Source organism: Dyadobacter sp. HNCC25DJ185 (genome assembly GCF_056895195.1).
On sequence record NZ_JBXHAR010000007.1, the window covers coordinates 75,981 to 97,295 of the forward strand.

Genomic DNA, 21,315 nt, shown 5'->3' on the forward strand with positions numbered 1-21,315 from the left:
TATACTCAACAAAATTATTAAAATTGATGGATTTACTTACCCCTTCCTTACCTACTTCGCTAGAGCGGCTAAATCACGAAATTCTCGAAAAGGCGGAAGTGAATCTATACGTCAAAAGGGATGACCTGATCCATCCCATAGTTTCAGGAAACAAATGGCGAAAACTGAAGTACAACTTACTGGAAGCCAAGGAAACCAATCAGAAGGTAATTTTGACGTTCGGAGGGGCTTATTCCAATCATTTATATGCCACATCGGCCGCCGGTAAGGCAATGGGTTTTGAAACCATAGGTATTGTCAGAGGAGAAGAGCATGAGCAAAACGAAACGGACACGCTCAGGTTTTGCAGGGAGCAGGGTATGACGCTCTTTTTTGTATCCAGGGAAGAATACCGGCGGCGCAATTCGATCGCATATTTGTATGAGCTGGCTAAAAAATTCAATTTCCCCTTCATCATCAACGAAGGCGGGACATCCAGCCAGGGTTTAAAAGGTGTTACCGAGATGGTTGCCGAGGTCGAAATGCAATTGGGACGGCGGCCCGACTATTATGCAGTAGCTGCCGGGACCGGTGGGACTGCTGCGGGCATTATGTCGGGAGGCGGTAATGTACTGGCCTTTTCCGCGCTAAAAGGGGGAGAGTTCCTCGAAACCGATGTCAATGACCTGTTGATCGATCAAACTGAGAGAGGAAGTCTGAAGCTGTTCACGGAATATCATTTTGGTGGTTACGCCAAGTGGACCCCGGAGCTAATGAACTTTATCAACCGCTTTAACAGTGATTTCGATATTCAATTAGAACAGGTCTACACTGCAAAAATGTTTTTTGGCCTTTTTGACCTGATTAAAAAGCAACATTTCGAAAAAGGGACTATTATTGCGGCTGTTCATACCGGCGGATTGCAGGGTTTGCTTTAAGCTATAATCGATTGTACCTCTTCACTGCTGCCGGCTGTTTTATTACTGATAAACTCCTTAATGAGGTCACGATCGCCGGCGATCCATAATACGTCCAGATTTTCAATCACCATAGAGGAATCAGGATTCAGGATGCGCTCCCCGTTACGTTCTAGCCCTACGATCATCCCTTGCGTTTTTTCGCGTATCTGACTGTTTCTGATAGTTTTGCCACGAATGTTATATTCGTTCCGTACTTCAATGCGCTCGAGAACAATGCTGTCTTCATGGGCCATATACATGTCGCCATTTGTGCTGATCTCGACGTGCCCGCGAAAAGTGTCGAGTTGATCGTCGGTGCCAATTACCTCAATCCGGTCGCATGGGTAGAGCACTTCGGTGGGGCGCGGTAAATGAATAGTTTTACTGCCCCTTTCGATCAGCACGACATTGATCCCAAAGGTTTCCCGTATTTTCAATTCCTGCAAGGTTTTCCCAATTAGGTTTGAGTCTGCGCTTACTTCCAGAAAGGCAAAATGGGCATCCCAGGGCAACAATATTTTTTTGGATTTGCCGCTGCCCTCCAATTGTCTGGCATTTAGATTTTGAAGGAACCGGTCCTCAATTCTATTATAAAATACCTGAAGCCTTTGATAGAAAATAGCAAATCCCAGGAGCATAATGCAACCGGCGACACCCAGCGCGGTGGGAGTAGCAAAAAAAGAATTCAAGAGAAAACCCATCAATAAAATGGCAATAAGGACGCGGGACAGCTCGAGCAGGAGCAACGGGCCGCGGCTATATTTCCTGCTGAGCCAGATCGATGAATAGGCTTTACGATTGGACCTTTTGAAAACCAGGGCCCATAAAAAGGGTGATATAAGGAGGAAAGTAATGCCGAACAAGACCGAATTGGTGATGAAAGTTTCCGGGATCCGGGTATGTAAAGCATCCGCAAGCTGTCTGGAAGCTGCCAGGACGACGCCTATCACGACCACAGAGTTTAATACCACCGTCTGTGCATATGATTTCAGGATGTCGTTCCAATGTGTGGTTTGAGCAATTGTTTCGGTACTGGTACTATACCTGTTGAGATAGAGCCTCCATTTTTCCGGCAAGCGCTTTTCAAACCAATCGTACAATGGTTCGGATGCCTTCATCATGTAAGGTGTCGTAAATGTTGTGATGACGGATACTCCCACGGCGATCGGGTACAGAAAGTCACTGGTCACTTTCAGGGCAAGTCCAAGATTGGCAATGATGAATGAAAATTCACCGATCTGTGACAGGCTCATTCCGGATTGCAGGGACTTTTTCAGGGGTTGGCCTGAGATAACGGCTCCCAGGGTAACGAATGTTGTTTTACCCACGATCACGACCAGCACGAGTATGGCAGTAGGAATAGCATATTGGACCAATAAACTTGGATTGATCAGCATACCTACTGAAATGAAGAATACCGCACCAAACAAGTCTTTAACAGGCTTTAACAGGTGTTCTATTTTTTCAGCATGTGTTGTCTCAGCCAGGATTGAGCCCATGATGAACGCACCAAGTGCCGCCGAGAATCCGGCCTGGGTTACCAGAAATACCATTCCGAAGCATAAGGCTACAGAAGTAATCAATACACTCTCGTCATTCATTAATTTCCGGTAACGCCTCAATAAAGTCGGGAACACAAAAATCCCTCCCAAAAACCAGAGGGTAAGAAAAAAGAATAACTTGGCAATGGACTGCAGGAGCTCAAACCCTTCAAACCGCTGACTAATAGATAGTGTCGATAGTAAAACCATGAGCAATACAGCGGTAAGATCTTCTATCACCAGGATCCCGAGTACGACCCGGGTAAATTTCTGGGTTTTGATGCCCAACTCTTCGAATGCACGAAAGATGATGGTGGTTGAAGAGATGGCAATGATACCCCCAAGAAAAAGACTGTCGGTTTTGCTCCAGCCCAAAAGCTGTCCGGCAGCAAACCCGGTGATCAGCATCATACCAACCTCGAAAAGACCTGTTATGGCAGCCGTGTTGCCGACTTTCACCAATTTCTTGAAACTAAATTCGAGACCCAGATTGAAAAGTAAAAAGATAACCCCAATTTCCGCCCAGATCTCAATGGTCTTGATGTCGGTAATGGTTGGAAAGAGATTGAAATTAGGTCCGACAAGCAACCCGGCCAGGATGTAACCAAGCACAATGGGCTGTTTCAGTTTCCTGAAAATAAGGGTAATAATACCCGCCATTGTGAGGATCAAAGAAAGGTCGACAATTAATTGTGGAACGTGGGTCATGAAGGTTTAACGCTGATGGATCAATAAAATACAAAAAGCCTTTGACTAGTCAAAGGCTTTTCTGATATAAAACTGTAATAAGCGGCTGCCAGAGGCTATCCAACGCTACCCTCCAGGCTGATTTCAAGTAACTTTTGAGCCTCTACGGCGAACTCCATAGGGAGCTGATTGAGTACCTCTTTGGCGTAACCGTTCACGATCAAAGCTACGGCTTGCTCGGTTGGAATACCCCGTTGGTTACAATAAAAGAGGATATCTTCTCCGATCTTTGAAGTTGTCGCCTCGTGTTCCACAGTGGCGGAAGGATTGCTTACTTCAATGTAAGGAAAAGTGTGTGCGCCACATTTATCTCCCAGCAGGAGTGAATCGCACTGCGAGAAGTTCCGGGCTTTTTCAGCTTTCTTGAAAACCTGTACCAATCCTCTGTATGAGTTCTGGCTTTTTCCGGCGGAGATACCTTTTGAGACGATCCTGCTCTTGGTGTTCTTGCCAATATGGACCATTTTGGTGCCAGTATCCGCTTGTTGCATGTTATTGGTTACAGCAACGGAATAAAATTCTCCGATTGAGTTGTCCCCTTTCAGGATCACTGAGGGGTATTTCCAGGTAATGGCAGAACCCGTTTCTACCTGTGTCCAGGATATCTTTGAGCCTGCACCGTCGCAAAGGCCGCGTTTGGTTACGAAATTGTAAATTCCGCCTTTTCCTTCTTTATCCCCCGGATACCAGTTCTGAACGGTGGAATATTTCACATTGCCGTTTGCGTGAGCGAAAATTTCGACCACCGCAGCATGCAACTGATTTTCATCACGCATTGGCGCTGTACAGCCCTCCAGGTAGCTTACCTGTGCATCTTCGTCGGCAATGATCAGGGTACGCTCAAACTGACCGGTTCCTGCAGCATTAATCCTGAAATAGGTGGAAAGTTCCATCGGGCAACGAACTCCCTTCGGAATGTATACAAATGATCCGTCGGAAAATACCGCCGAATTCAAGGCTGCGTAGAAATTATCTTTCGGAGGGACAACTGAGCCGAGGTATTTCTTAACAAGCTCCGGATGTTCGCGTATTGCTTCGCTGATCGAGCAGAATATGATGCCTTTTTCTTTCAGCGTACCTTTAAAGGTGGTGAAAACGGACTCCGAATCCATTACCGCATCGACTGCAATTCCTGAAATCCTTTTTTGTTCATTCAAAGAAATCCCGAGCCTTTCGAAAGTGTTACGCAGTTCAGGGTCGATATCTTCTATACTCTCAACAGCCTTCTTTTTCTTTGGAGCCGAATAATATTTGATTGCCTGAAAATCTATTTTGGGATAATGCACATTAGGCCATTTTGGCTCATTCATGGTCAGCCACAAATGATACGCCTTCAAACGCCATGCAAGCATCCATTCTGGTTCATTTTTCTTGGCAGAAATAAACCTGACAATATCATCATTCAGCCCGGCGGGGGCCTCATCTGCTTCAATATCAGTTACAAAGCCGTATTTGTATTCCGAACTGGTGATTTCCTCCAACAATTCTTCTTCTTTGCTCATAGTATTAAATGATCACACTGTGTTTCGTCGCTAGGTTAACACAGAGAAATGGGATTGAGTTTAATCGGGGTTTAAAAATACGGAAAATTGCGGACTAAAGTGTTGTTGTCCCTAAATCCGTGCGTGTTGATCCCTTTCTACAGATCCGCGAAGCGTCTGATCCCTCCGCCACTAAATACTTTGGAGGGGATTGCGTTTTCTCCAATCCGATCAGGATGAAAAAGCCCCTCATAGTTTGGGCAGGCGAAACACTAAAGATAACTCCCTGAAGCCAGGTAATTCTTCACATAATCTTCAACGCCTTCTTCCAGCGTCGTAAATGGCTTTTCGTACCCTATCGAGCGCAACTTCGTCATATTGGCTTCTGTAAAATATTGGTATTTGTCGCGAATATCTTCCGGTGTATCTATATACGAGATGTCCGCTACCTTGTTCATGGATTTAAAGGTATTGGTAACCAGATCTTTGAAAGTACGCGCCTGCCCGCTTCCCAGGTTATAGATCCCCGAATCTTTTCTGTGGTGCATGAAGAAAATGCACACGTCGATCAGGTCTTTCACATAGATAAAATCGCGCATTTGCTCACCGTCTTTAAAGTCGGGGTTATGCGAGCGGAACAGCTTCATTTTTTCGGTTTTCTTGATCTGGTTGAATGCATGAAAAATAACCGACGCCATTCTGCCTTTGTGGTATTCGTTTGGTCCGTAAACGTTGAAAAATTTCAGACCTACCCAGAAAAAGGGTTTCTTTTCCTGCTCCAGCGCCCAAATATCAAACTCGTTTTTGGAGTCGCCGTACGGGTTTAACGGTTTGAGTTGATCCAGAGTAGACTCGTTATCGTCATAGCCATTTTCACCCAAACCATAAGTTGCAGCCGACGAAGCATATACCAGCGGAATTTGGTAGGCAACGCATTTCTGCCAGATCGATTTTGAATAGTTGACATTCAACTCGTCAAAAATTGCTTTGTCAAATTCTGTCGTATCTGTTCTGGCGCCAATATGGAATATGAATTCAACATCTTTATAGTTTTTATCAAGCCAATCGAAGAGCTGATCGCGCTCTACCTTTTCCTTGATCGTCTTGCCTTCCAGGTTTTCGGCCTTTTCAATTTTCGAGAAATCGTCAACCGCAATGATATTTTTAAAACCATCTGCATTCAGACGGCTGATCAATCCGCTGCCAATGAATCCGGCGGCACCTGTTACGATAATCATGGGAGATAATATATAGTTAATGGGATTTTTTCCAGTGTCTTCTTGTTAAACTGCAAAACTACGGATACAAGCTGTAATTTTGTACCCTATTTAATAAGTGCGAATAAGTTTTATGATTTACGTAACAAGAAAAGAGCATTTCAATGCGGCACACCGGCTTTTTAACCCGGCGTGGTCAGATGAGAAAAACCAGGAAGTATTTGGCCCCTGCGCCAATAACAACTGGCATGGGCATAATTTTGAGCTGATTGTTACCGTAAAAGGCAGACCCAATCCGGACACCGGTTTTGTCATTGATCTCAAAGTTTTAGGCGATATTGTAAAAGAAAAAATCATAGATAAAGTCGATCATAAAAACCTGAACCTTGACGTGGATTTTATGAAAGATAAAATGGCTTCCTGCGAAATTTTAGTGATGGAAATCTGGAACATACTTGCACCAGCCATTACTGCAGAAGCCTCCCACGCACAGCTTCATTACATCAAGCTCATAGAAACTCCAAAGAATTTCGTAGAGTATTACGGAGAATAGACTCATAAAGGCTAATGGCCGCTCGCTAAAAGCTAACAGCTCAGACATGAAGTACTACCTGGTTGCCGGAGAACGTTCGGGAGATTTACATGGCTCCAATCTGATCAGAGGCATCCGGGAAAGCGATCCAAACGCTGCTTTCAGGGGTTGGGGAGGCGAAATGATGCATTCAGAGGGCATGGAGCTGGTTACACATTATAAGGATACCGCTTTCATGGGTTTCCTGGAAGTGGTTCTTAATCTTCACAAAATTTCCGGTTTTCTTAAAAAATGTAAGGCTGATATCCTAGCCTACCAGCCCGACGCGCTCGTTCTGATCGACTATCCCGGTTTTAATCTGCGCATTGCGGCTTTCGCCAAATCCAAAGGATTGAAAGTCTTTTACTACATTTCGCCCAAAGTATGGGCTTGGAACCGGAAACGCGCATGGAAGATCAAAAAGAATGTAGACCACATGTTTGTGATTTTCCCTTTCGAAGTGGATTTCTATAAAAAATTTGACTACAAGGTTGATTATGTGGGAAATCCGCTGATGGATGCTATTGAGAACTTTAAGGCCGATCCCGATTTCAGAAAGAAAAACAATTTACCTGCGGATAAACCGATTATAGCTTTGCTACCTGGGAGCCGACAGCAGGAAATCATCGGAATGCTGGATTTAATGCTGACCGTTCAGCCTCATTTTCCCGATTATCAGTTTGTGATAGCGGGTGTGAATAACCTGCCGGCCGCGTTATACGAACAATACAGTGCTTCTCATCAGGCAGCCATTGTGTATGAGAGCACCTACGACCTGCTTTCGGTCGCGAGGGCAGCATTGGTCACTTCGGGAACCGCCACGCTGGAAACCGCGCTTTTTAGCGTGCCGGAAGTCGTGTGTTATAAAACCAGCGGATTTTCTTATGCTGTCGCCAAAAGACTGATCCGCGTTCCCTACATTTCTCTTGTGAACCTGATCATGGAGCGAGAGGTAGTCCGGGAATTAATTCAGGATGATTTGAATGAAAAACAGTTGGTGGAAGAGCTGAAAGGCATTTTACCCGGAGGAAGAAAACATCAGGAGCAATTAGCGGATTACAAAATTTTGCAGGAGCGGGTAGGTGGTTCAGGGGCGTCTCAGCGGGCGGGAAGACTGATTGTAGATTATATATAATTTAATTTAATATAGAATTTAGTATAGTTTTTATTCTTCTGTTTATATTTGAGAAGACATATAATTTATTGAAAAAATTATTTGAAGCTCAACTCAACTACGCATGGAAAGGATATCAACTCACCTACGGCGCCAATGCATTGCGGCCGTAATGCTGGTCTTCATCGCTACCTCTCATTTTTCTTGTCAGCCTTTAAATGAAGATGAGGAAATCATTATCACCGGAGATCTGCTCAGTAATCACTCGGGCATTGAAGGGAAGAAGCTTTATTTCGGAGAGAACAGTACCCGCAAGTTCCTCGATTCGACGGTGGTCCGGAATGGCAAGTTTCAGTTTCGGATTAAGCCTGGGGCCGACTTTATTCCTTTTAAGTGCAGTATGGTGTATGCTACCGGCAATTTAAAATCGCCTTATCAAGTGGTTGGGTATAAAAATCCTTATTTCAAAAAGGTTTATGAGAGTACAATGTATGCAGATCGTGGCGCTGTGTACCTGACGAGGGATACTACGCTAAAGGTTCAGGGCAGAGATATTTTTGAATTTGTTATTGACAGGCCTAACAAGCAAACGGAGGCCGCCTTCATGCGTCATGCTTTCCAGACCAATAAGAATAATGCTCCCGAGGTTCGTAAAGCAAATGCATCTTTGGTCAAAAAATATCCTTTCTCGGTGGATTTGATCGATCAGCTCGAATGGGCCAAGCAGACGATCCCCGAAAGCGAATTGGCGCAATTGATTTCAATGTTCGACAAATCAGTTCATGAAACTTCCGCATTTAAGAAAATCCAGGGTTATCTGAATTATCAAAACAAAACCGGAGATGCTTTTCCGGCCGACATTTTACTGCGGAAGCCTGACAATACATTGACTTCGAAAGTCCTGAATACCGGCGCGGAATACAATCTGGTTGTTTTCTGGGCAAGCTGGTGCGGGCCATGCAGGCAGGAAATCCCACAATTGAAGACGCTTTATGCGAAGCATGGAAAAAGACTCAGCATTAAGAGTATATCAGTCGACAAGAATGAAGATGCGTGGCAAAAGGCTGTTCGTCAAGAGAATATGCCTTGGGATCAATTCATTGCAGATACAGAATCATCGCTCGCGGTACTTGACAAAAAGTATAACTTGCAGTCAATACCTGTATGGGTCTTGTTTGATTCAAAAAACAAGATGATCGCTCGTCAAACCGGTTACTCCACAGGCGAAAATGGCGTTCATAGTAAAGTAGAATTCTACCTGATTGGCCAATAAAAAGCCGATTCTCTTTAACAGCTAAATAATCAGGTGGGTAGATGTGATTATTTATTTATCATTGCATCTAAAACTTATTACTAGCAATGAAGGAAACATCAACCGACCCTGCCATAACCGTCATCGATTACAAACGGGAACATGCCCAGGCATTTTATGATCTGAATTATGCTTGGATATCAGAGGTTTATGAAGTTGAACCAGAGGATCAAAAAACATTGTCCGATCCGGAAGGATACTATTTGAAAAAAGGGGGTGCTATCTTAATGGCCATGTACGGCGATGAGCCTGTGGGGACCTGCGCAATAAAACCGATCGCTCCGGGAGTAGTTGAGTTAAGCAAAATGTGCGTTTCCAAATCCATGCGCGGCAAGAAAATCGGGGAGTTGCTTTGCCATGCCACTTTGGAAAAGGCCCGCGCAATGGGAATGAAAAAGGTCATGCTGAACTCTAACAGAAAGGGTTCTGCGGCAGGGATCAACTTGTACCGAAAGCTGGGATTTGTGGAAGTCCCCATGTCAACAACGCATTTCAAGCGGGCTGATATTGAAATGGAGATTGATCTAGATTAAGTTCAATAGGTTTCTACCGGAAAACCTGCTCGAGGTCTATTGTGAGATCAGGAAAAATACTGGATTTCAATATATTAACTGACGGACGGAGCCCGATATATTTTCCTGATTCATTGAGTACATAAACAAATACGGCGTTTTCCGCAGGTTCAACCAACCAATATTCGCGTACCCCGCTTTCTTCATAAAGGTCAAATTTATTATCCATTTCCTTACGGGAATTGCCGGGCGATAGTATTTCAACGATCAGATCCGGTGCGCCCAGGCAACCTTGCTCGTCAAGTTTCGATTCCTCGCAAATAACGCATAGGTCTGGTTGGACCACCGTATAAATTTTTCCATCAGAGACATCCTGATTTCTCTTGGGTAAGCGAACGTCAAATGGGGCAAGGAAAACATTGCAATAGTGTCCTTTGAAAAAATTACCAACCTCTAAGTGCAGATTACCCAAAATCGTTTGATGCCTTCGCGATGGCGATGGTGACATATTGAATATTTTTCCCTTAATGAGCTCCAAACGTTCCTCAAACTGCCACAGTAAATAATCCGCGTAAGTGTAAGTCCCGTTAAGATCCAGTTGATTAATATCGGTGATGGTCGCTGGCATATAGTATGTTGTTTTGGGTAAAGCTACCCAAAATTGAGAAAAGACTAAAATATGGGGTTGGATTTACGTTTTCCGCTTTTTCTTCCGTGCTGAAGGAAACAACACATTGTTCAAAATCAGGCGGTAACCTGGTGAATTGGGATATAAATTCAAATCTGTCGGCATCCGGCGACCGCCTCCTCCACGTCCTTCGGGATCATGACCGCCGTAAAAGGTCCATTGGCCGCGGCCGAGTTCGCCATAGATGTAGCGGTCGGAGGCACTGCTGGTTCCCATGACCAGCACGCTGGGCTTAACGGTATATTTTGAAAAAGCGGTAGTTTGTCCAAAAAACTCCCGGATCAGGTGCTCGTGGTTTTGAACGAGCATGGCGGGGATTACATCCCATTTGGCAGAAAAATCGAACAGGGAAAAGTAGGCGTCATTTTCTCCCCAGCCCCTATAACGCCCAGCAGCCGAATTGATGTCAGAAAAATTCATTCCCTCATACTCATCCAGCACCAGTTTGAAATTTTGGAAGGCAAATGTCTTCTCGAAATCCAGTTTAGACTGAGCATCGGGATCAATGCCGTCTCCATCCAGGTTATCGACAATGTCGACGCCTTCTGCCGCAAGCGCAATATCAAACGTCTCCGCGCCCGAACACATCGCGAAAAGAAACCCGCCGCCGGCGCAGAATTCTTTGATGGCCTTGGCTACTGCCAATTTCATTTTAGAAACCTTTGCGTAGCCAAACCGATTGGCGATCGCTTCCTGCGCTTTAATGTCCTGTTGTGTGGTCCTCCTCAGATTTTTGCCGAACTGGCCGGTAAAGTCTTCGTGATGTAAATGCAGCCAATCATATTTGGGGAGATCGCCTTTGAGAATTTCTTCATCATAAATCACGTCAAATGGGATCTCGGCGTATTTTAAGACCAGTAGAACGGCGTCCGTATTTTCAAACTCGGCCGGACTGATTTTGATCGGAGAATAAACGGCAATCTTCGCAGCTTTGAAAAGCTTTACCACATCCATGTTTACATTGGGGTCGCCGATCTGGCTCACGATTTGCGCGCTGGCAGCTTCGGAAAGTACCTCGTAGGATATGGCCCTCAGCTTGCATTCGTTTTCGATAGACTTACTGTACTGAACCTTGAAACTCCCGCCCCGGTAATTAAGCAGCCATTCCACCTCAATTTCTCCTTTCAGCAGGATATAGGCGAGGCCATAAGCTTTTAAATGGTTGGTTTGCGCCTGATCCATTGGAATGAGGATCTGGTTCCCCAGACAGGCATTGGAAACAAATACCAGCAGGAAGATAACAGTCTTTTTCAGCATAGGAACTGAGTTTTGAAATCCTGAGCATTTATCGTAGGGGAGGTGATCAAATTTAACGAATAAAAGTCACTTTAATGCCACTGGCTGTCAGCTTTTTGCTATTTTTGAAATAACCCATCCCAACGTACCTCCTCATGACAGAAGCAGAAATACTCGCTTACGCTTTAAAGGAATTTGCAGGAATTGAGGAGGGAGATTTTGCCATGTCGTTGCCCTATTGGCAGAAAAAAAAGTACGGAAAAGGAGAATTTTACAATGAGTACAAGAACGTCTGCAAACATCTCGGGTTTATCCTTGATGGCGTTTTCAGGACTTATTATGTGAACGATGAAACGGCTGAGGAAAAGAATGTATTTTTCTTTTCAACAAACCAGGTCATTGTGGCCTATAAAAGTTTCGTCACACAAACGCCCTGCAATTATTACACCCAATAGCTCGCCGATTCGACAATCGTCTACATTCACGTGAATCACTTAAAGCAACTTTACCAGGAGTCTCACCAATGGGAGCGATTTGGCAGACTGGTTGCCGAAACTGCTTTCAACATCGCAATGACCCGCGCCGAGGATTTTATGTTCCTTTCGCCTGAACAACGCTACCTGGATCTTGTCGAAAAGCATCCAAACATTTTCAATACCATCCCTTTATACCACATTGCGTCCTATCTGGGCATTCAGGGGCCGTCTTTAAGCCGCATCCGAAAAAGAATGACGGGTAAGTGACGATTTTAACTTGGGTTAAAATTATTGTGTCGGTTACTGCTGAATTTTGTCGTGTTCAAAAAGAAAAACAACCAAAATTCAAACCTTTTAACAATAGAAATCATGAAAACCAGTGGTACAAAAACCGTCGTATTCGTAACCGGTGCGTTCGTAAGCAACAGTGGATGGGACGAGTGGAAAGCTTATTTTGAAAGCAAAGGATATATCACCTACGCACCGGCCTGGCCTTATAAAAACGGTACAGCCGCCGAGTTGAGAAATAGACAGCCCAATGACACCGACCTCGCTGCCCTTACGCTAACTGAGCTGGTCGACCACTATGCCAATTTTGTCAAGAGCCTGCCCGAAAAACCCATTATCATAGGTCATTCACTAGGTGGATTGATTACGCAAATACTGATCAACAGGGGCTTGGGAGCTGCTGGCGTAGCAATACACTCCGTTCCTCCCCAAGGCGTTATTCCTTATGAATTTTCGTTTCTGAAAGCTGGCTGGAAGGTATTGGGATTATTCACCTCGTTGAAAAAGACTTACTTAATGTCGCTGGCCGATTGGCAATATGCTTTCACCAATGGAATGTCGCTGGAAGACCAGAAAAAATCATACGAAGAAAATACAATCCCTGAGTCCAAAACCGTAGCGAGAGGTGGCCTTACTTCTGCTGCGTATGTAGACTTCGCCAAACCTCACGCACCGCTTTTGCTTACTTCCGGAGATACTGACAACATCATCCCTGCACACTTGAACATCCGTAACTTTAAGGCGTATAAAGAGAGCGGTTCAGTATTGGAATACAAAGCGTTTCCGGGCCGCAATCACTTTGTTCTCGGACTTCCGACCTGGAAAGAGGATGCCGACTACATCCTGGAATGGCTTGATAGAAACTAGCGGTACACTTTTGAAACGGACGCAATCACAGCTAATGTAATCGCAGGGTATGCTTGAAAGGAGTGAAGCCAGTAATAAAAACGGTAGGAGCGTCCATAGCGGGCAATGCCCCTCTCAGAGCAACATTTTTGTGGAGCGCTGTCCCTGGCCCGAAAGAAATCGCATCGTTCCCAAAGCTGTAACTTCCGGTGCCCTCTTTCAGCAGCCACGAATCCCTGGTGTTCTCAATTTTGGTAACGCCTTTTAGCTGGCCGCCAGGCCTGAAAATCAGTTCGAGAGCAGCAGGGACGCGTTCTGTACCGTCTGTAGTGATCTCAATCTCAATACCGTCAGTGGTTTCTTTGATTGAGATTTTTGTTTCAAGGACTTGTACTTCGCTTTGTGGGCGGTAGTTCCTGGGCATCTTCTCCCAATCGCCGTCAGCCGGAATGTTTTCCTTCGGATAGGGCTGATAATAAGGGCCTTCCAGTTTCTGTGTAAGTTCCCAGGTATCACCTTTCTGATTCAGTTTTTCGGATTGAAACTGGCCTTTGCCAAAAAAGGAGGAAGCGAAACGGACACCCTGCAATACCGCAGTACCTTTCATGAAGGTTAGCCAAACCGGATTATTGGCGATTAATGTACTGTCCCAATTGTTCCTCCTGATCCTGACCAGTCCTGAAATCGGGAATGTTTTTACGTAATGGACCGGCAGAGGTTTGTCGGCAGGTAGGTTAGCCCACAGGGAAGGATCCGTAAGAAAGTAATCCAGAAACGCACCCATTTTCGAGCCGGCGGTTTTTTCAATCATCCTGCACATGGCGGCATATTCGCCATTTTGATCTTTGATGGCCAAATAGCGATAGGGATAATAGTAGTTTTCTAGCGTCCCGATAACTGCCTTATCCTGCCTTCCCGAAGCATCGGTTACCACCTCGCCGTTGGGATGAACATAAAACATGGTCATATTCAGGTTTTTCCGGACGTAATCGAACAGCTCGGGCTTTTTAATCCCTTTTGCGATCGTAATCAGCAGACGGTCGGTAAGCGAAGAATAGATGAATGTGCTTTTTTCATTAAACTGTCCGTCCTGATCCATATCAATGTGCTCACCCAACCACTGCATAATCCTGGCTACATATTTGGGATTGGGCCAAAGTTCATTGAGTTTTGTAAGCGCAGCAGACACCACCCATCGGTGATTGGGCGTGTGGATTCCTCCCACGCTCAATGCGTCGCCTGCCCGAATCAGAAAAGTTTTGAGATTGGTTAAGACCTTGTCCACGCCCGGAGTGCCCGAATGTTCCATCAGAGTGTAAGCCATTGCAAGCCTTTTCACAAGAAAGCCGGTGTCCGGTGTAGAATGGAAATTGGTAGACAAGAGATCAATTGTCCCGTCCGGATGCTGTGTTTTGATCAGGTACAATGCAGCCAGGTTGATATCGGCCAGAAGATCGGCCGACTTGTAAAATTTGGATGTGGGTGAAAACAGTCCGCAAGCTCCCCACTGGATCAAAGCCGCGGTACTATGTGGATTTAAAATGTCATATCCGTCTTTTAAACCTCCCAAAGCGGCATTTCCCTGTTCCTTGACCTGGAACGTACGGAGCGACTCGATACCAAGATCGTTTTGACTGACCATTGCTTTCAGCCAGTCGGGCATGGGCTCCGCCGACGATTTTGAAACTGTTTTTGTAAATGAAATTCCGGGTAATGCACAAAAGGTAAGCGTGCTTTGGGTAACGAATTGTCTGCGATCCATGAAATTGGGATTGTTTTCAGGAAGGAAAAGAAGCAGCGGTAAAGGGAATACTTAAACCTTCACGGATTATTCTTGGCCGTGATGCTGCGAAGTAAGCTTTGCGACGTCGTATCCCCGCTCTTTGCAACGCGCAACAATCTCAGAATAAAGCTTTTTGTCCATTGATTTTTTTCTACTCATAATAAAGAGCAGCTTATGTTCGGGATGCCCTACCACCGCATAGGAATAATCCGGCGCGAGTTCGATCACCCAGTAATCGACTTTAAGCGGCCAGATAAACTGACATTTCATTTTCGCGCCTTCCCGGGCGTTTTTGAAAACTTTGGACCGCACCGAATGAATTTGATCACTTCCAGGCTTCTTGTAAGAAGTGGTGACGTCAAAGTATCCGGCTTTATTCCAAATGTATTTTCCGGTCGTTTCCCTGCTGCCATTATCATAGGATGTCGGAATGGAATAAAGTGAATACCAGGTTCCTGAATAGTGTGATACATCCAGGCTCTCCACTGTTGAGTTAGGGATTTTACTATCTGAGAAAATCCATGTTAGCAGCATCAGACCGATGAATTTCATAAGAGCTTTTAGCTGATATACGCCTTTCTGGGCAAGTATGGATGGGTCAACCTGATTTTCAAAGCAATTTTTTTAGCAGAAATCGGCCATGCGACCAAGGTATTTCAGATCACCGTTGGGTAAATCACTGAATTATTTACCGGATTTTTGAGAGCGTAGGTTGTAAATTGTAAGAGTGTTTGCAACGATCAGGTGCAATGGTGTGTCAAATAAGTATTACAAATTTGCGCTACAAATTTGTTGGTTGATAGTTACCTCCATAATATTTATGTTGCATGAAAACGACTTTACTGCGCAATCTCAGTCTGGGTTATTTGCTTCTGCCTAATATTATTTTTTCCCTGAGCTGGTTTCGAATGCCGGTTTCCATCTTGTTGGTGGCAGGGTTGATCTTCATGTACGTGCAAAGCTACGAGTACGGAAAGAACCGGAAACCTGAGCTGGGGGCGAACCATTTGATCAGGATTTCATTGATCTCGCTGCTGATCGTCGCATTTTCAGGCATTGGCGGCTTCTGTTTCCAGGCCTTTGATCACTGGGCGCATAATTCAAAGTATTACACGCTTTACAACCAGTCGTGGCCTATACTTTTTAAAGAAAACGGCCGGTATGCCTGCCATTATTTCGGTTTCTTCCTCGTGCCTGCGCTGATTTCAAAGGGCCTGGGCGAACCATCCGGCATTGCACTATATTTATGGGCTTCCATTGGCCTGTTCCTTGGCATATGCTGGATATTCATATTCACCAATAAAAGCTATATTTCCTTTATATTCTTTTTATCTCTTGGCGGTGTAGGTCACGTCATCAAAATCATTTTGCTGAAGGTAATCGGGTTAAACTATTACGTACCGCCATTTTTCACGGAGATCTGGCCTGTGTTGTATCAGACGCAATGGGCCCCCAATCAATTGATTCCGGTCATCATCGTTTCATGTATCCTTTTTCATGATTTCAGCTATTCCGGGCGTCCCGAGAAGAGCTTCCTGGCCGTCATTGCCATTTTTATCTGGGGCATTTTTCCATCCATCGTTTTCGTGGTTATTTTCTCGATCCTGGTAGTGTTCCGCTACCATCAACACCTCAAATCATTGCTTACGCCCCGGGCTATGATGAATGTGATGGTGCCCGGACTGCTCTTTATTCCCACTTTTTTCTATTTTCTGGCGGGAACGAGCTCGGTGGTGATGGGATTTATCTGGCAGTATAACCCATTGAATGAGATTGCGTTTCACTATTTTTTTGGTGTCGTGGTAGACTTGGCTGTCCTGTATGGACTAGTGGTTATCCTTGGCCTGCACAAAAGTCAATATCGATACATTATACACGCGTTACTGACGCTCCTGGTTGTGATTTCGCTGATCAGGATGGGCAAATGGAATGACTGGTTTTTACGCGGCAGCACGCCAATTCTTACTTTGCTGTCGATATTCATCTTGCACCGTTTTTCTGAATGGGTGAAAGAAAGGCCGCAATGGTACCGGTTAAAAATGGCTTACCCGATCATCCTGTTCCTCGGAATTGGCCTGATCGTGCCAGTATCACATATCGGGCGGGCGCTGCGCGAAAACCTGATCACACATTCACTGTTTCCGGATGCGGTCCAATTTTCTCCTTATCCTTACAATGCCTTTGAGGATTTTTACCAAATGGGTAAGACAATCTATTCAGAGCAGGAAGCCAATCAATTTCTAGGTAAAAAGGGGTCTTTCTACGAAGTGTATCTGTCAAGATAACGCCCTCTATTGTATGTCAGGCTTTTCCTATAGACTCCAGAAATTTCGGAGCAGTGCGGTTTTTTGAAACCTGCTCATAGGAATAGGCAATACTGATCAGCCCTGGTTCGCCATAGGCTTTTCCCAGAAATGAGATACCTATGGGCAATTCTTTGAGATTACCCATTGGCAGGGTGATCGAAGGGAATCCTGAAATGGCCGCAGGGCCATACGCGCCGTATCCTGTCCAAAAGTCCCCGTTCACAGGATCTATACACCAGGGCGCACCAGTCGCAGGCCCGCAAAGGGCGTCCAGCTTATTTTCCTCGAATTGCTGATTAAGTAACTCTACCACATGCGTGACTTTTGCCAGCGCATCCGTATACTCAGGGCTTTGCAGATCACCTTTCCCCTGTGATATTTCAAATAATTCCTGCTTGAAGTCGGGCATTGCTTTGCCTTCGTTATTCTTATTAAAGGCGATCAAGCCCTCCAGTGATCTGATTTTGGCATTGGAGCGGGAGAGGTAATGGTTCACTCCATCTTTAAATTCGTACTGCATTAAAGTGGACTCGGCACCATCGGTTTGCTGCGTTTTCATATATTCGACCTCTACAATCACTGCACCTTTGCTGCGCATCTGTTCCAATGCTTTGGCGAGCAGAGCATCTATCCCTTCGTGGTCTTTCAGGAATTTTTTGTCAATACCTATACGCTTTCCAGTCAGGCCGTTTGGGTCCAGGAACTTGGTGAAGTCGGTTGGAATTGGCGCCTGACTGTGGTGCCTGGCAGGGTCCAGAGGATCTGACCCGGCCAATGCGCCCAGCAAAACCGCCGCATCTGCTACCGTTCTGCCAAAGGGCCCGGCGGTATCCTGCGTTTTAGAAATTGGAATAATCCCAGAACGGCTCACAAGGCCAACGGTCGGCTTGATCCCGACAATCCCGGTCATCGAAGCAGGGCAGGCAATCGAGCCGTTGGTTTCGGTGCCGACAGCCACCGCGCACAAGTTTGCGGCCACTGCCGCTCCCGAGCCTGAACTGGATCCGCAAGGCGATCGGTCCAGCACATATGGGTTTCGGGTTTGCCCTCCGCGGCTGCTCCATCCGCTCGACGATCTGGTTGATCTAAAGTTGGCCCATTCGCTCAGGTTTGTTTTTCCAAGTATAACTGCCCCGGCCTCCCGTAGCCTTTTTACTAGAAATGCGTCCTCCGAAGCAATGTTGCCTTCCAATGCAAGCGATCCGGCAGTGGTTTGCATTTTATCGGCAGTGTCGATGTTGTCCTTAATCAGAACCGGGACCCCATGCATCGGGCCACGTAGTTTTCCATCCTTTCTTTCTTGATCCAATGCATCTGCAATAGAGAGCGCATCGGGGTTTACCTCGATGACGGCGTGCAATTGAGGCCCTTTTTTATCCAGCGTTTCGATCTGACCGATATAAAACTCGGTAAGCTTGCGTGACGTCAGTGTCCCTTCCGACATTCTTTTGTTGATCTCCGCGATCGTTATTTCCTGGAGATTCGAAACGTTATCCGACTTTCCATCCCCTTTATTGCCGCTATTTGACTTACAGGAAATGGTTGGGAAAGCAACTGAGGAAATTCCTGCTATGGAGGCGAGCTGGATAAAAGATCTTCTTTTCATCGGATGGTCAGGGATGAGGTCCGATCGCAAGATAAGCAGGAAAATTTGCGGGGAAAACAACCTATCGCGAAGCAATTGGTACTGTCAAATATGTGAACCTGTAATTGTACTATTTTAGCTAGAATAAATTCTACTAAATTGGAGAATCCCTGGCGTCTAACCCCTGTGAATTATATAAATAAATAATTAAATGGTACTATTTGTTTTGCTGGCACAATTATTTATTTAACTTTGTTAATGAAAATTATCACATAAACGATTCGGATATGGGCTTCCTACCTAAAATGGTATACTACTGCGGGAAGTTTTTCTTTGCGACGATATTGTTCATTGCAATGATTATTTCTACGATCATATCACTTCCATTCATTGGGGCAGGCATGATCAAGGATGCGATGTCTTTGCACCCTCAAGTAACAGATCAAAATAATTTTTTTGACCATTATAGTTAACAACTTGTAAGATACCGCAGTGTATGCAAGGGTATGGGCCGGGAGGTTCGTACCCTTGTTCGTTTTGAGGGGATAGGCGAATTCAAAACAAAGAGAAATGGCCGCCTTTTGAGTGAAATAAAGTAATTTTCAGGCCCAAATCAGTCAAAATGCCCGAATGAACAGAGCAAAACCTATCCTTAAAGCTTGTTTCTTACTGATCATCGCTGTCTCCAACCCATGCCTGCATGCGCAAGACAAACGGTATACGTTCGAGAAAGGATTAATGGGATCGCCATTTAAGCTGGTTTTTTATACTTCCAATGATTCGTTAGCGCAACTGGCGGCTAACCGTGCTTTTGCCAGGGTCGAACAACTCAATGAAATCATGAGCGATTATCGGGACGGGAGCGAGATCAATCAGCTTTCGGCTCAATCGGGCAGTGGGAAATGGGTGCATGTTAGTAAGGACTTGTATGACATTCTTGCTGTTTCGCAGGACATCAGTGCCAAAACCGGCGGCGCGTTTGATGCCACAATGGGTCCGCTTGTGCAGATGTGGCGACATGCGACCCGAAAAGGGGTATTTCCATCCCCTCAGGAAATTGCTGCTGCCAAAGAAAAGATAGGTTACTCCAAAATGAAAATGAACCCTTCCTCGCAGAGCATCCTGCTCAGGCAGAAGGGAATGCGGTTGGATATCGGTGGGCTGGGCAAAGGGTATGCAGCGGAGGAGGCCATCAAGGAGTTAAAAGTAATGGGAATTACTTCTGCGATGATGGATGCAGGTGGTAAGATTGTTCTGACCAACCCACCCCCAGGCACAAAAGGCTGGAAGATAACCGTTTCGAATGGTAGCGACTCTTTAAAAACAATGGAATTGGCCAATGTAGCGCTTGCAACATCTGGCCCAACCTACCGGTACATGGAGTACAAGGGCGTCAGATACTCCCATATCGTTGATCCCAGGACCGGTATAGGCCTCTTATTTCATGTAAGGACAACTGTCATTTCGCCTGATGGAACAGTTGCCGATGCCTTGGCTACGGCGTTCAGCGTTGCGGGTATCACCAGAAGCAAAAAATACCTTAGAAGTTTCCCCGACAGTAAGGTATGGCTGGTTGAAAAGCAGGGTGACCATGTCGCTGAATGGAACATGCTGGAAGAAAGCCGTTAACCATTTTCCCTTCCTCCTGGAAATAGGATAATTTCGCTACAATTTAAAATCAAACGAACATTTTAAACGTTTGTTTAAACTAATCATTTAAAACGTTTGTTCGTCTCCTATATATTGCCAACCTTTGGATCGTAATTCCTGTTTATGGCAATATTCCAGATTACGTAACCTAACATTGGACAAAGTGAAGTGCATCGCCGAAAAAAGTGAAGATAAGATAAAGGAAGCAGCGAAGCGGGTTTTTCTGAAAAAGGGTTTTGATGGGACAACTTCCCGAGACATTGCCCGTGAAGCAGACATGAATATTGCCTTGACCAACTACTATTTCAGAAGTAAAGAAAAGCTGTTCATTGAGATCTTTAAAGATCTGATGGAACTTTATTTCCAGAGTGTGATCGATATATTGAATAAGCCGGTTGATATTAAAACAAAGATTTCGGAGGTTATCGAAAGTAACTATCAGATGATGAAAGAGGAGCCTGACCTGGTTATTTTCATCATGAATGAAATACACAAAGAGCCTGAGCGGCTTTTGATCAAAATTCCGCTTTACAAGCAATTTAAGTCAACCGTGTTCAGCCAGCAACTGGATGCGGGGATAAAAAATGGGACCATGCGACCGATCCGGATCGAAAACATTTTGCCATTAATGACGAGTTGTATCGAATTCCTGTTTTTGGGCAAAGGAATTCATCAGCAGGTATTTAATATGTCGGATGAGGATTTTCAGGAGTTTGCAGAGGGTCATAAGGAGCATGTAAAGGCGATGATCTGCAATTACCTGATCCTGGAAAGCTGATTTTTTTTGAAGAATTGTTAAACAAACATTTAAAATAAACATTTATTTGACTGGTGTCGGAATAAGACAGGGAAAAAAGTCGCTCATCAGATCGTTGAACCGCCAGTAAAAATGGGGATTGGATGTAGGAAGGTTCAGGGCGATATTGATCCACGTTTAATGCAAAATGTGAATTTCCATTTTTAATCTGGTTGAATGCATGGTTTTTGATGGCATGCTATTTTGCAAAAAGCTGGATTCTTTAAG

At 45.0% G+C, this 21,315-nt stretch carries 19 protein-coding genes; 11 read left to right on the top strand and 8 right to left on the bottom strand.

Annotated elements, in window-relative coordinates; genetic code table 11:
* Positions 1 to 26: 26 nt before the first annotated feature.
* Complete coding sequence (locus AC1XUF_RS20340) at positions 27 to 917, top strand: 1-aminocyclopropane-1-carboxylate deaminase/D-cysteine desulfhydrase (protein ID WP_483343665.1); 891 nt, start codon at positions 27 to 29, stop codon at positions 915 to 917.
* Here AC1XUF_RS20340 and AC1XUF_RS20345 read toward each other — a convergent pair.
* The 3 genes from AC1XUF_RS20345 to rfaD form a co-directional block, all read right to left on the bottom strand.
* On the bottom strand, positions 914 to 3,187 hold the full coding sequence (locus AC1XUF_RS20345; RefSeq protein ID WP_483343666.1) for a monovalent cation:proton antiporter family protein: 2,274 nt from the start codon (positions 3,185 to 3,187) through the stop codon (positions 914 to 916). The two genes, AC1XUF_RS20340 and AC1XUF_RS20345, sit on opposite strands and share 4 nt — an antisense overlap.
* A 95-nt stretch (positions 3,188 to 3,282) precedes the next feature.
* Positions 3,283 to 4,728 (bottom strand): Fe-S cluster assembly protein SufB, encoded by a 1,446-nt coding sequence (sufB, locus tag AC1XUF_RS20350; RefSeq protein ID WP_483343667.1) that lies wholly within the window; start codon positions 4,726 to 4,728, stop codon positions 3,283 to 3,285.
* A gap of 251 nt (positions 4,729 to 4,979) precedes the next feature.
* A complete protein-coding gene (rfaD, locus tag AC1XUF_RS20355) occupies positions 4,980 to 5,945 on the bottom strand; it encodes an ADP-glyceromanno-heptose 6-epimerase (RefSeq protein WP_483343668.1) in 966 nt (321 codons plus the stop codon).
* Between the two features lie 112 nt (positions 5,946 to 6,057).
* Between rfaD and AC1XUF_RS20360 the strand changes: the two genes are divergently transcribed.
* The 4 genes from AC1XUF_RS20360 (at position 6,058) to AC1XUF_RS20375 (ending at position 9,454) form a co-directional block, all read left to right on the top strand.
* The gene (locus AC1XUF_RS20360) at positions 6,058 to 6,477 is read left to right on the top strand and encodes a 6-pyruvoyl trahydropterin synthase family protein (protein ID WP_483343669.1); all 420 of its coding nucleotides are present in this window, start codon (positions 6,058 to 6,060) and stop codon (positions 6,475 to 6,477) included.
* A gap of 46 nt (positions 6,478 to 6,523) precedes the next feature.
* Positions 6,524 to 7,630 (top strand): lipid-A-disaccharide synthase, encoded by a 1,107-nt coding sequence (lpxB, locus tag AC1XUF_RS20365; protein ID WP_483343670.1) that lies wholly within the window; start codon positions 6,524 to 6,526, stop codon positions 7,628 to 7,630.
* A gap of 103 nt (positions 7,631 to 7,733) precedes the next feature.
* On the top strand, positions 7,734 to 8,882 hold the full coding sequence (locus tag AC1XUF_RS20370; protein WP_483343671.1) for a thioredoxin-like domain-containing protein: 1,149 nt from the start codon (positions 7,734 to 7,736) through the stop codon (positions 8,880 to 8,882).
* An 86-nt stretch (positions 8,883 to 8,968) separates the two neighbouring features.
* Positions 8,969 to 9,454: a GNAT family N-acetyltransferase gene (locus tag AC1XUF_RS20375; RefSeq protein ID WP_483343672.1), complete on the top strand. Its 486-nt coding sequence runs from the start codon at positions 8,969 to 8,971 to the stop codon at positions 9,452 to 9,454.
* Positions 9,455 to 9,467: 13 nt separating this feature from the next.
* Here the strand turns inward: AC1XUF_RS20375 and AC1XUF_RS20380 are convergent, their stop codons facing one another.
* Positions 9,468 to 10,061 carry a Uma2 family endonuclease gene (locus tag AC1XUF_RS20380; protein WP_483343673.1) on the bottom strand — a complete coding sequence of 198 codons (594 nt, stop codon included), beginning with the start codon at positions 10,059 to 10,061 and terminating at the stop codon, positions 9,468 to 9,470.
* Positions 10,062 to 10,124: 63 nt separating this feature from the next.
* Positions 10,125 to 11,378: an asparagine synthetase B gene (locus AC1XUF_RS20385; protein ID WP_483343674.1), complete on the bottom strand. Its 1,254-nt coding sequence runs from the start codon at positions 11,376 to 11,378 to the stop codon at positions 10,125 to 10,127.
* Positions 11,379 to 11,512: 134 nt separating this feature from the next.
* Between AC1XUF_RS20385 and AC1XUF_RS20390 the strand changes: the two genes are divergently transcribed.
* The 3 genes from AC1XUF_RS20390 to AC1XUF_RS20400 all read left to right on the top strand — a co-directional run bounded on the left by AC1XUF_RS20390 (position 11,513) and on the right by AC1XUF_RS20400 (position 12,988).
* Positions 11,513 to 11,812: a cyclic nucleotide-binding domain-containing protein gene (locus AC1XUF_RS20390; protein ID WP_483343675.1), complete on the top strand. Its 300-nt coding sequence runs from the start codon at positions 11,513 to 11,515 to the stop codon at positions 11,810 to 11,812.
* 30 nt (positions 11,813 to 11,842) lie between these two features.
* Complete coding sequence (locus AC1XUF_RS20395; RefSeq protein ID WP_483343676.1) at positions 11,843 to 12,100, top strand: cyclic nucleotide-binding domain-containing protein; 258 nt, start codon at positions 11,843 to 11,845, stop codon at positions 12,098 to 12,100.
* Between the two features lie 102 nt (positions 12,101 to 12,202).
* Positions 12,203 to 12,988, top strand: coding sequence for an alpha/beta hydrolase (locus AC1XUF_RS20400; protein WP_483343677.1), 786 nt, complete (start codon positions 12,203 to 12,205; stop codon positions 12,986 to 12,988).
* A gap of 31 nt (positions 12,989 to 13,019) precedes the next feature.
* Here the strand turns inward: AC1XUF_RS20400 and AC1XUF_RS20405 are convergent, their stop codons facing one another.
* Positions 13,020 to 14,729, bottom strand: a complete 1,710-nt coding sequence (locus AC1XUF_RS20405; protein WP_483343678.1) for a hypothetical protein — start codon at positions 14,727 to 14,729, stop codon at positions 13,020 to 13,022.
* Positions 14,730 to 14,795: 66 nt separating this feature from the next.
* Positions 14,796 to 15,302, bottom strand: a complete 507-nt coding sequence (locus AC1XUF_RS20410) for a lipocalin family protein (RefSeq protein WP_483343679.1) — start codon at positions 15,300 to 15,302, stop codon at positions 14,796 to 14,798.
* Between the two features lie 275 nt (positions 15,303 to 15,577).
* Here AC1XUF_RS20410 and AC1XUF_RS20415 point away from each other — a divergent pair, with 275 nt between their 5' ends.
* Positions 15,578 to 17,035, top strand: coding sequence for a hypothetical protein (locus AC1XUF_RS20415; RefSeq protein WP_483343680.1), 1,458 nt, complete (start codon positions 15,578 to 15,580; stop codon positions 17,033 to 17,035).
* Positions 17,036 to 17,051: 16 nt separating this feature from the next.
* Here AC1XUF_RS20415 and AC1XUF_RS20420 read toward each other — a convergent pair whose 3' ends face one another.
* A complete protein-coding gene (locus AC1XUF_RS20420; RefSeq protein ID WP_483343681.1) occupies positions 17,052 to 18,662 on the bottom strand; it encodes an amidase in 1,611 nt (536 codons plus the stop codon).
* A gap of 609 nt (positions 18,663 to 19,271) precedes the next feature.
* Between AC1XUF_RS20420 and AC1XUF_RS20425 the strand changes: the two genes are divergently transcribed.
* Both AC1XUF_RS20425 and AC1XUF_RS20430 read left to right on the top strand, forming a co-directional pair.
* The gene (locus AC1XUF_RS20425) at positions 19,272 to 20,270 is read left to right on the top strand and encodes an FAD:protein FMN transferase (RefSeq protein WP_483343682.1); all 999 of its coding nucleotides are present in this window, start codon (positions 19,272 to 19,274) and stop codon (positions 20,268 to 20,270) included.
* Positions 20,271 to 20,454: 184 nt separating this feature from the next.
* Positions 20,455 to 21,069 carry a TetR/AcrR family transcriptional regulator gene (locus tag AC1XUF_RS20430; RefSeq protein WP_483343683.1) on the top strand — a complete coding sequence of 205 codons (615 nt, stop codon included), beginning with the start codon at positions 20,455 to 20,457 and terminating at the stop codon, positions 21,067 to 21,069.
* The last annotated feature ends 246 nt before the right edge of the window (positions 21,070 to 21,315 follow it).

Coding starts and splice junctions, on each gene's coding strand:
- AC1XUF_RS20415 (WP_483343680.1), top strand. CDS start 15,578: ATGAAAACGACTTTACTGCGCAATCTCAGTCTGGGTTATTTGCTTCTG.
- AC1XUF_RS20375 (WP_483343672.1), top strand. CDS start 8,969: ATGAAGGAAACATCAACCGACCCTGCCATAACCGTCATCGATTACAAA.
- AC1XUF_RS20385 (WP_483343674.1), bottom strand. CDS start 11,378: ATGCTGAAAAAGACTGTTATCTTCCTGCTGGTATTTGTTTCCAATGCC.
- AC1XUF_RS20405 (WP_483343678.1), bottom strand. CDS start 14,729: ATGGATCGCAGACAATTCGTTACCCAAAGCACGCTTACCTTTTGTGCA.
- AC1XUF_RS20390 (WP_483343675.1), top strand. CDS start 11,513: ATGACAGAAGCAGAAATACTCGCTTACGCTTTAAAGGAATTTGCAGGA.
- sufB (WP_483343667.1), bottom strand. CDS start 4,728: ATGAGCAAAGAAGAAGAATTGTTGGAGGAAATCACCAGTTCGGAATAC.
- rfaD (WP_483343668.1), bottom strand. CDS start 5,945: ATGATTATCGTAACAGGTGCCGCCGGATTCATTGGCAGCGGATTGATC.
- lpxB (WP_483343670.1), top strand. CDS start 6,524: ATGAAGTACTACCTGGTTGCCGGAGAACGTTCGGGAGATTTACATGGC.
- AC1XUF_RS20380 (WP_483343673.1), bottom strand. CDS start 10,061: ATGCCAGCGACCATCACCGATATTAATCAACTGGATCTTAACGGGACT.
- AC1XUF_RS20340 (WP_483343665.1), top strand. CDS start 27: ATGGATTTACTTACCCCTTCCTTACCTACTTCGCTAGAGCGGCTAAAT.
- AC1XUF_RS20410 (WP_483343679.1), bottom strand. CDS start 15,302: ATGAAATTCATCGGTCTGATGCTGCTAACATGGATTTTCTCAGATAGT.
- AC1XUF_RS20420 (WP_483343681.1), bottom strand. CDS start 18,662: ATGAAAAGAAGATCTTTTATCCAGCTCGCCTCCATAGCAGGAATTTCC.
- AC1XUF_RS20400 (WP_483343677.1), top strand. CDS start 12,203: ATGAAAACCAGTGGTACAAAAACCGTCGTATTCGTAACCGGTGCGTTC.
- AC1XUF_RS20360 (WP_483343669.1), top strand. CDS start 6,058: ATGATTTACGTAACAAGAAAAGAGCATTTCAATGCGGCACACCGGCTT.
- AC1XUF_RS20425 (WP_483343682.1), top strand. CDS start 19,272: ATGAACAGAGCAAAACCTATCCTTAAAGCTTGTTTCTTACTGATCATC.
- AC1XUF_RS20370 (WP_483343671.1), top strand. CDS start 7,734: ATGGAAAGGATATCAACTCACCTACGGCGCCAATGCATTGCGGCCGTA.
- AC1XUF_RS20345 (WP_483343666.1), bottom strand. CDS start 3,187: ATGACCCACGTTCCACAATTAATTGTCGACCTTTCTTTGATCCTCACA.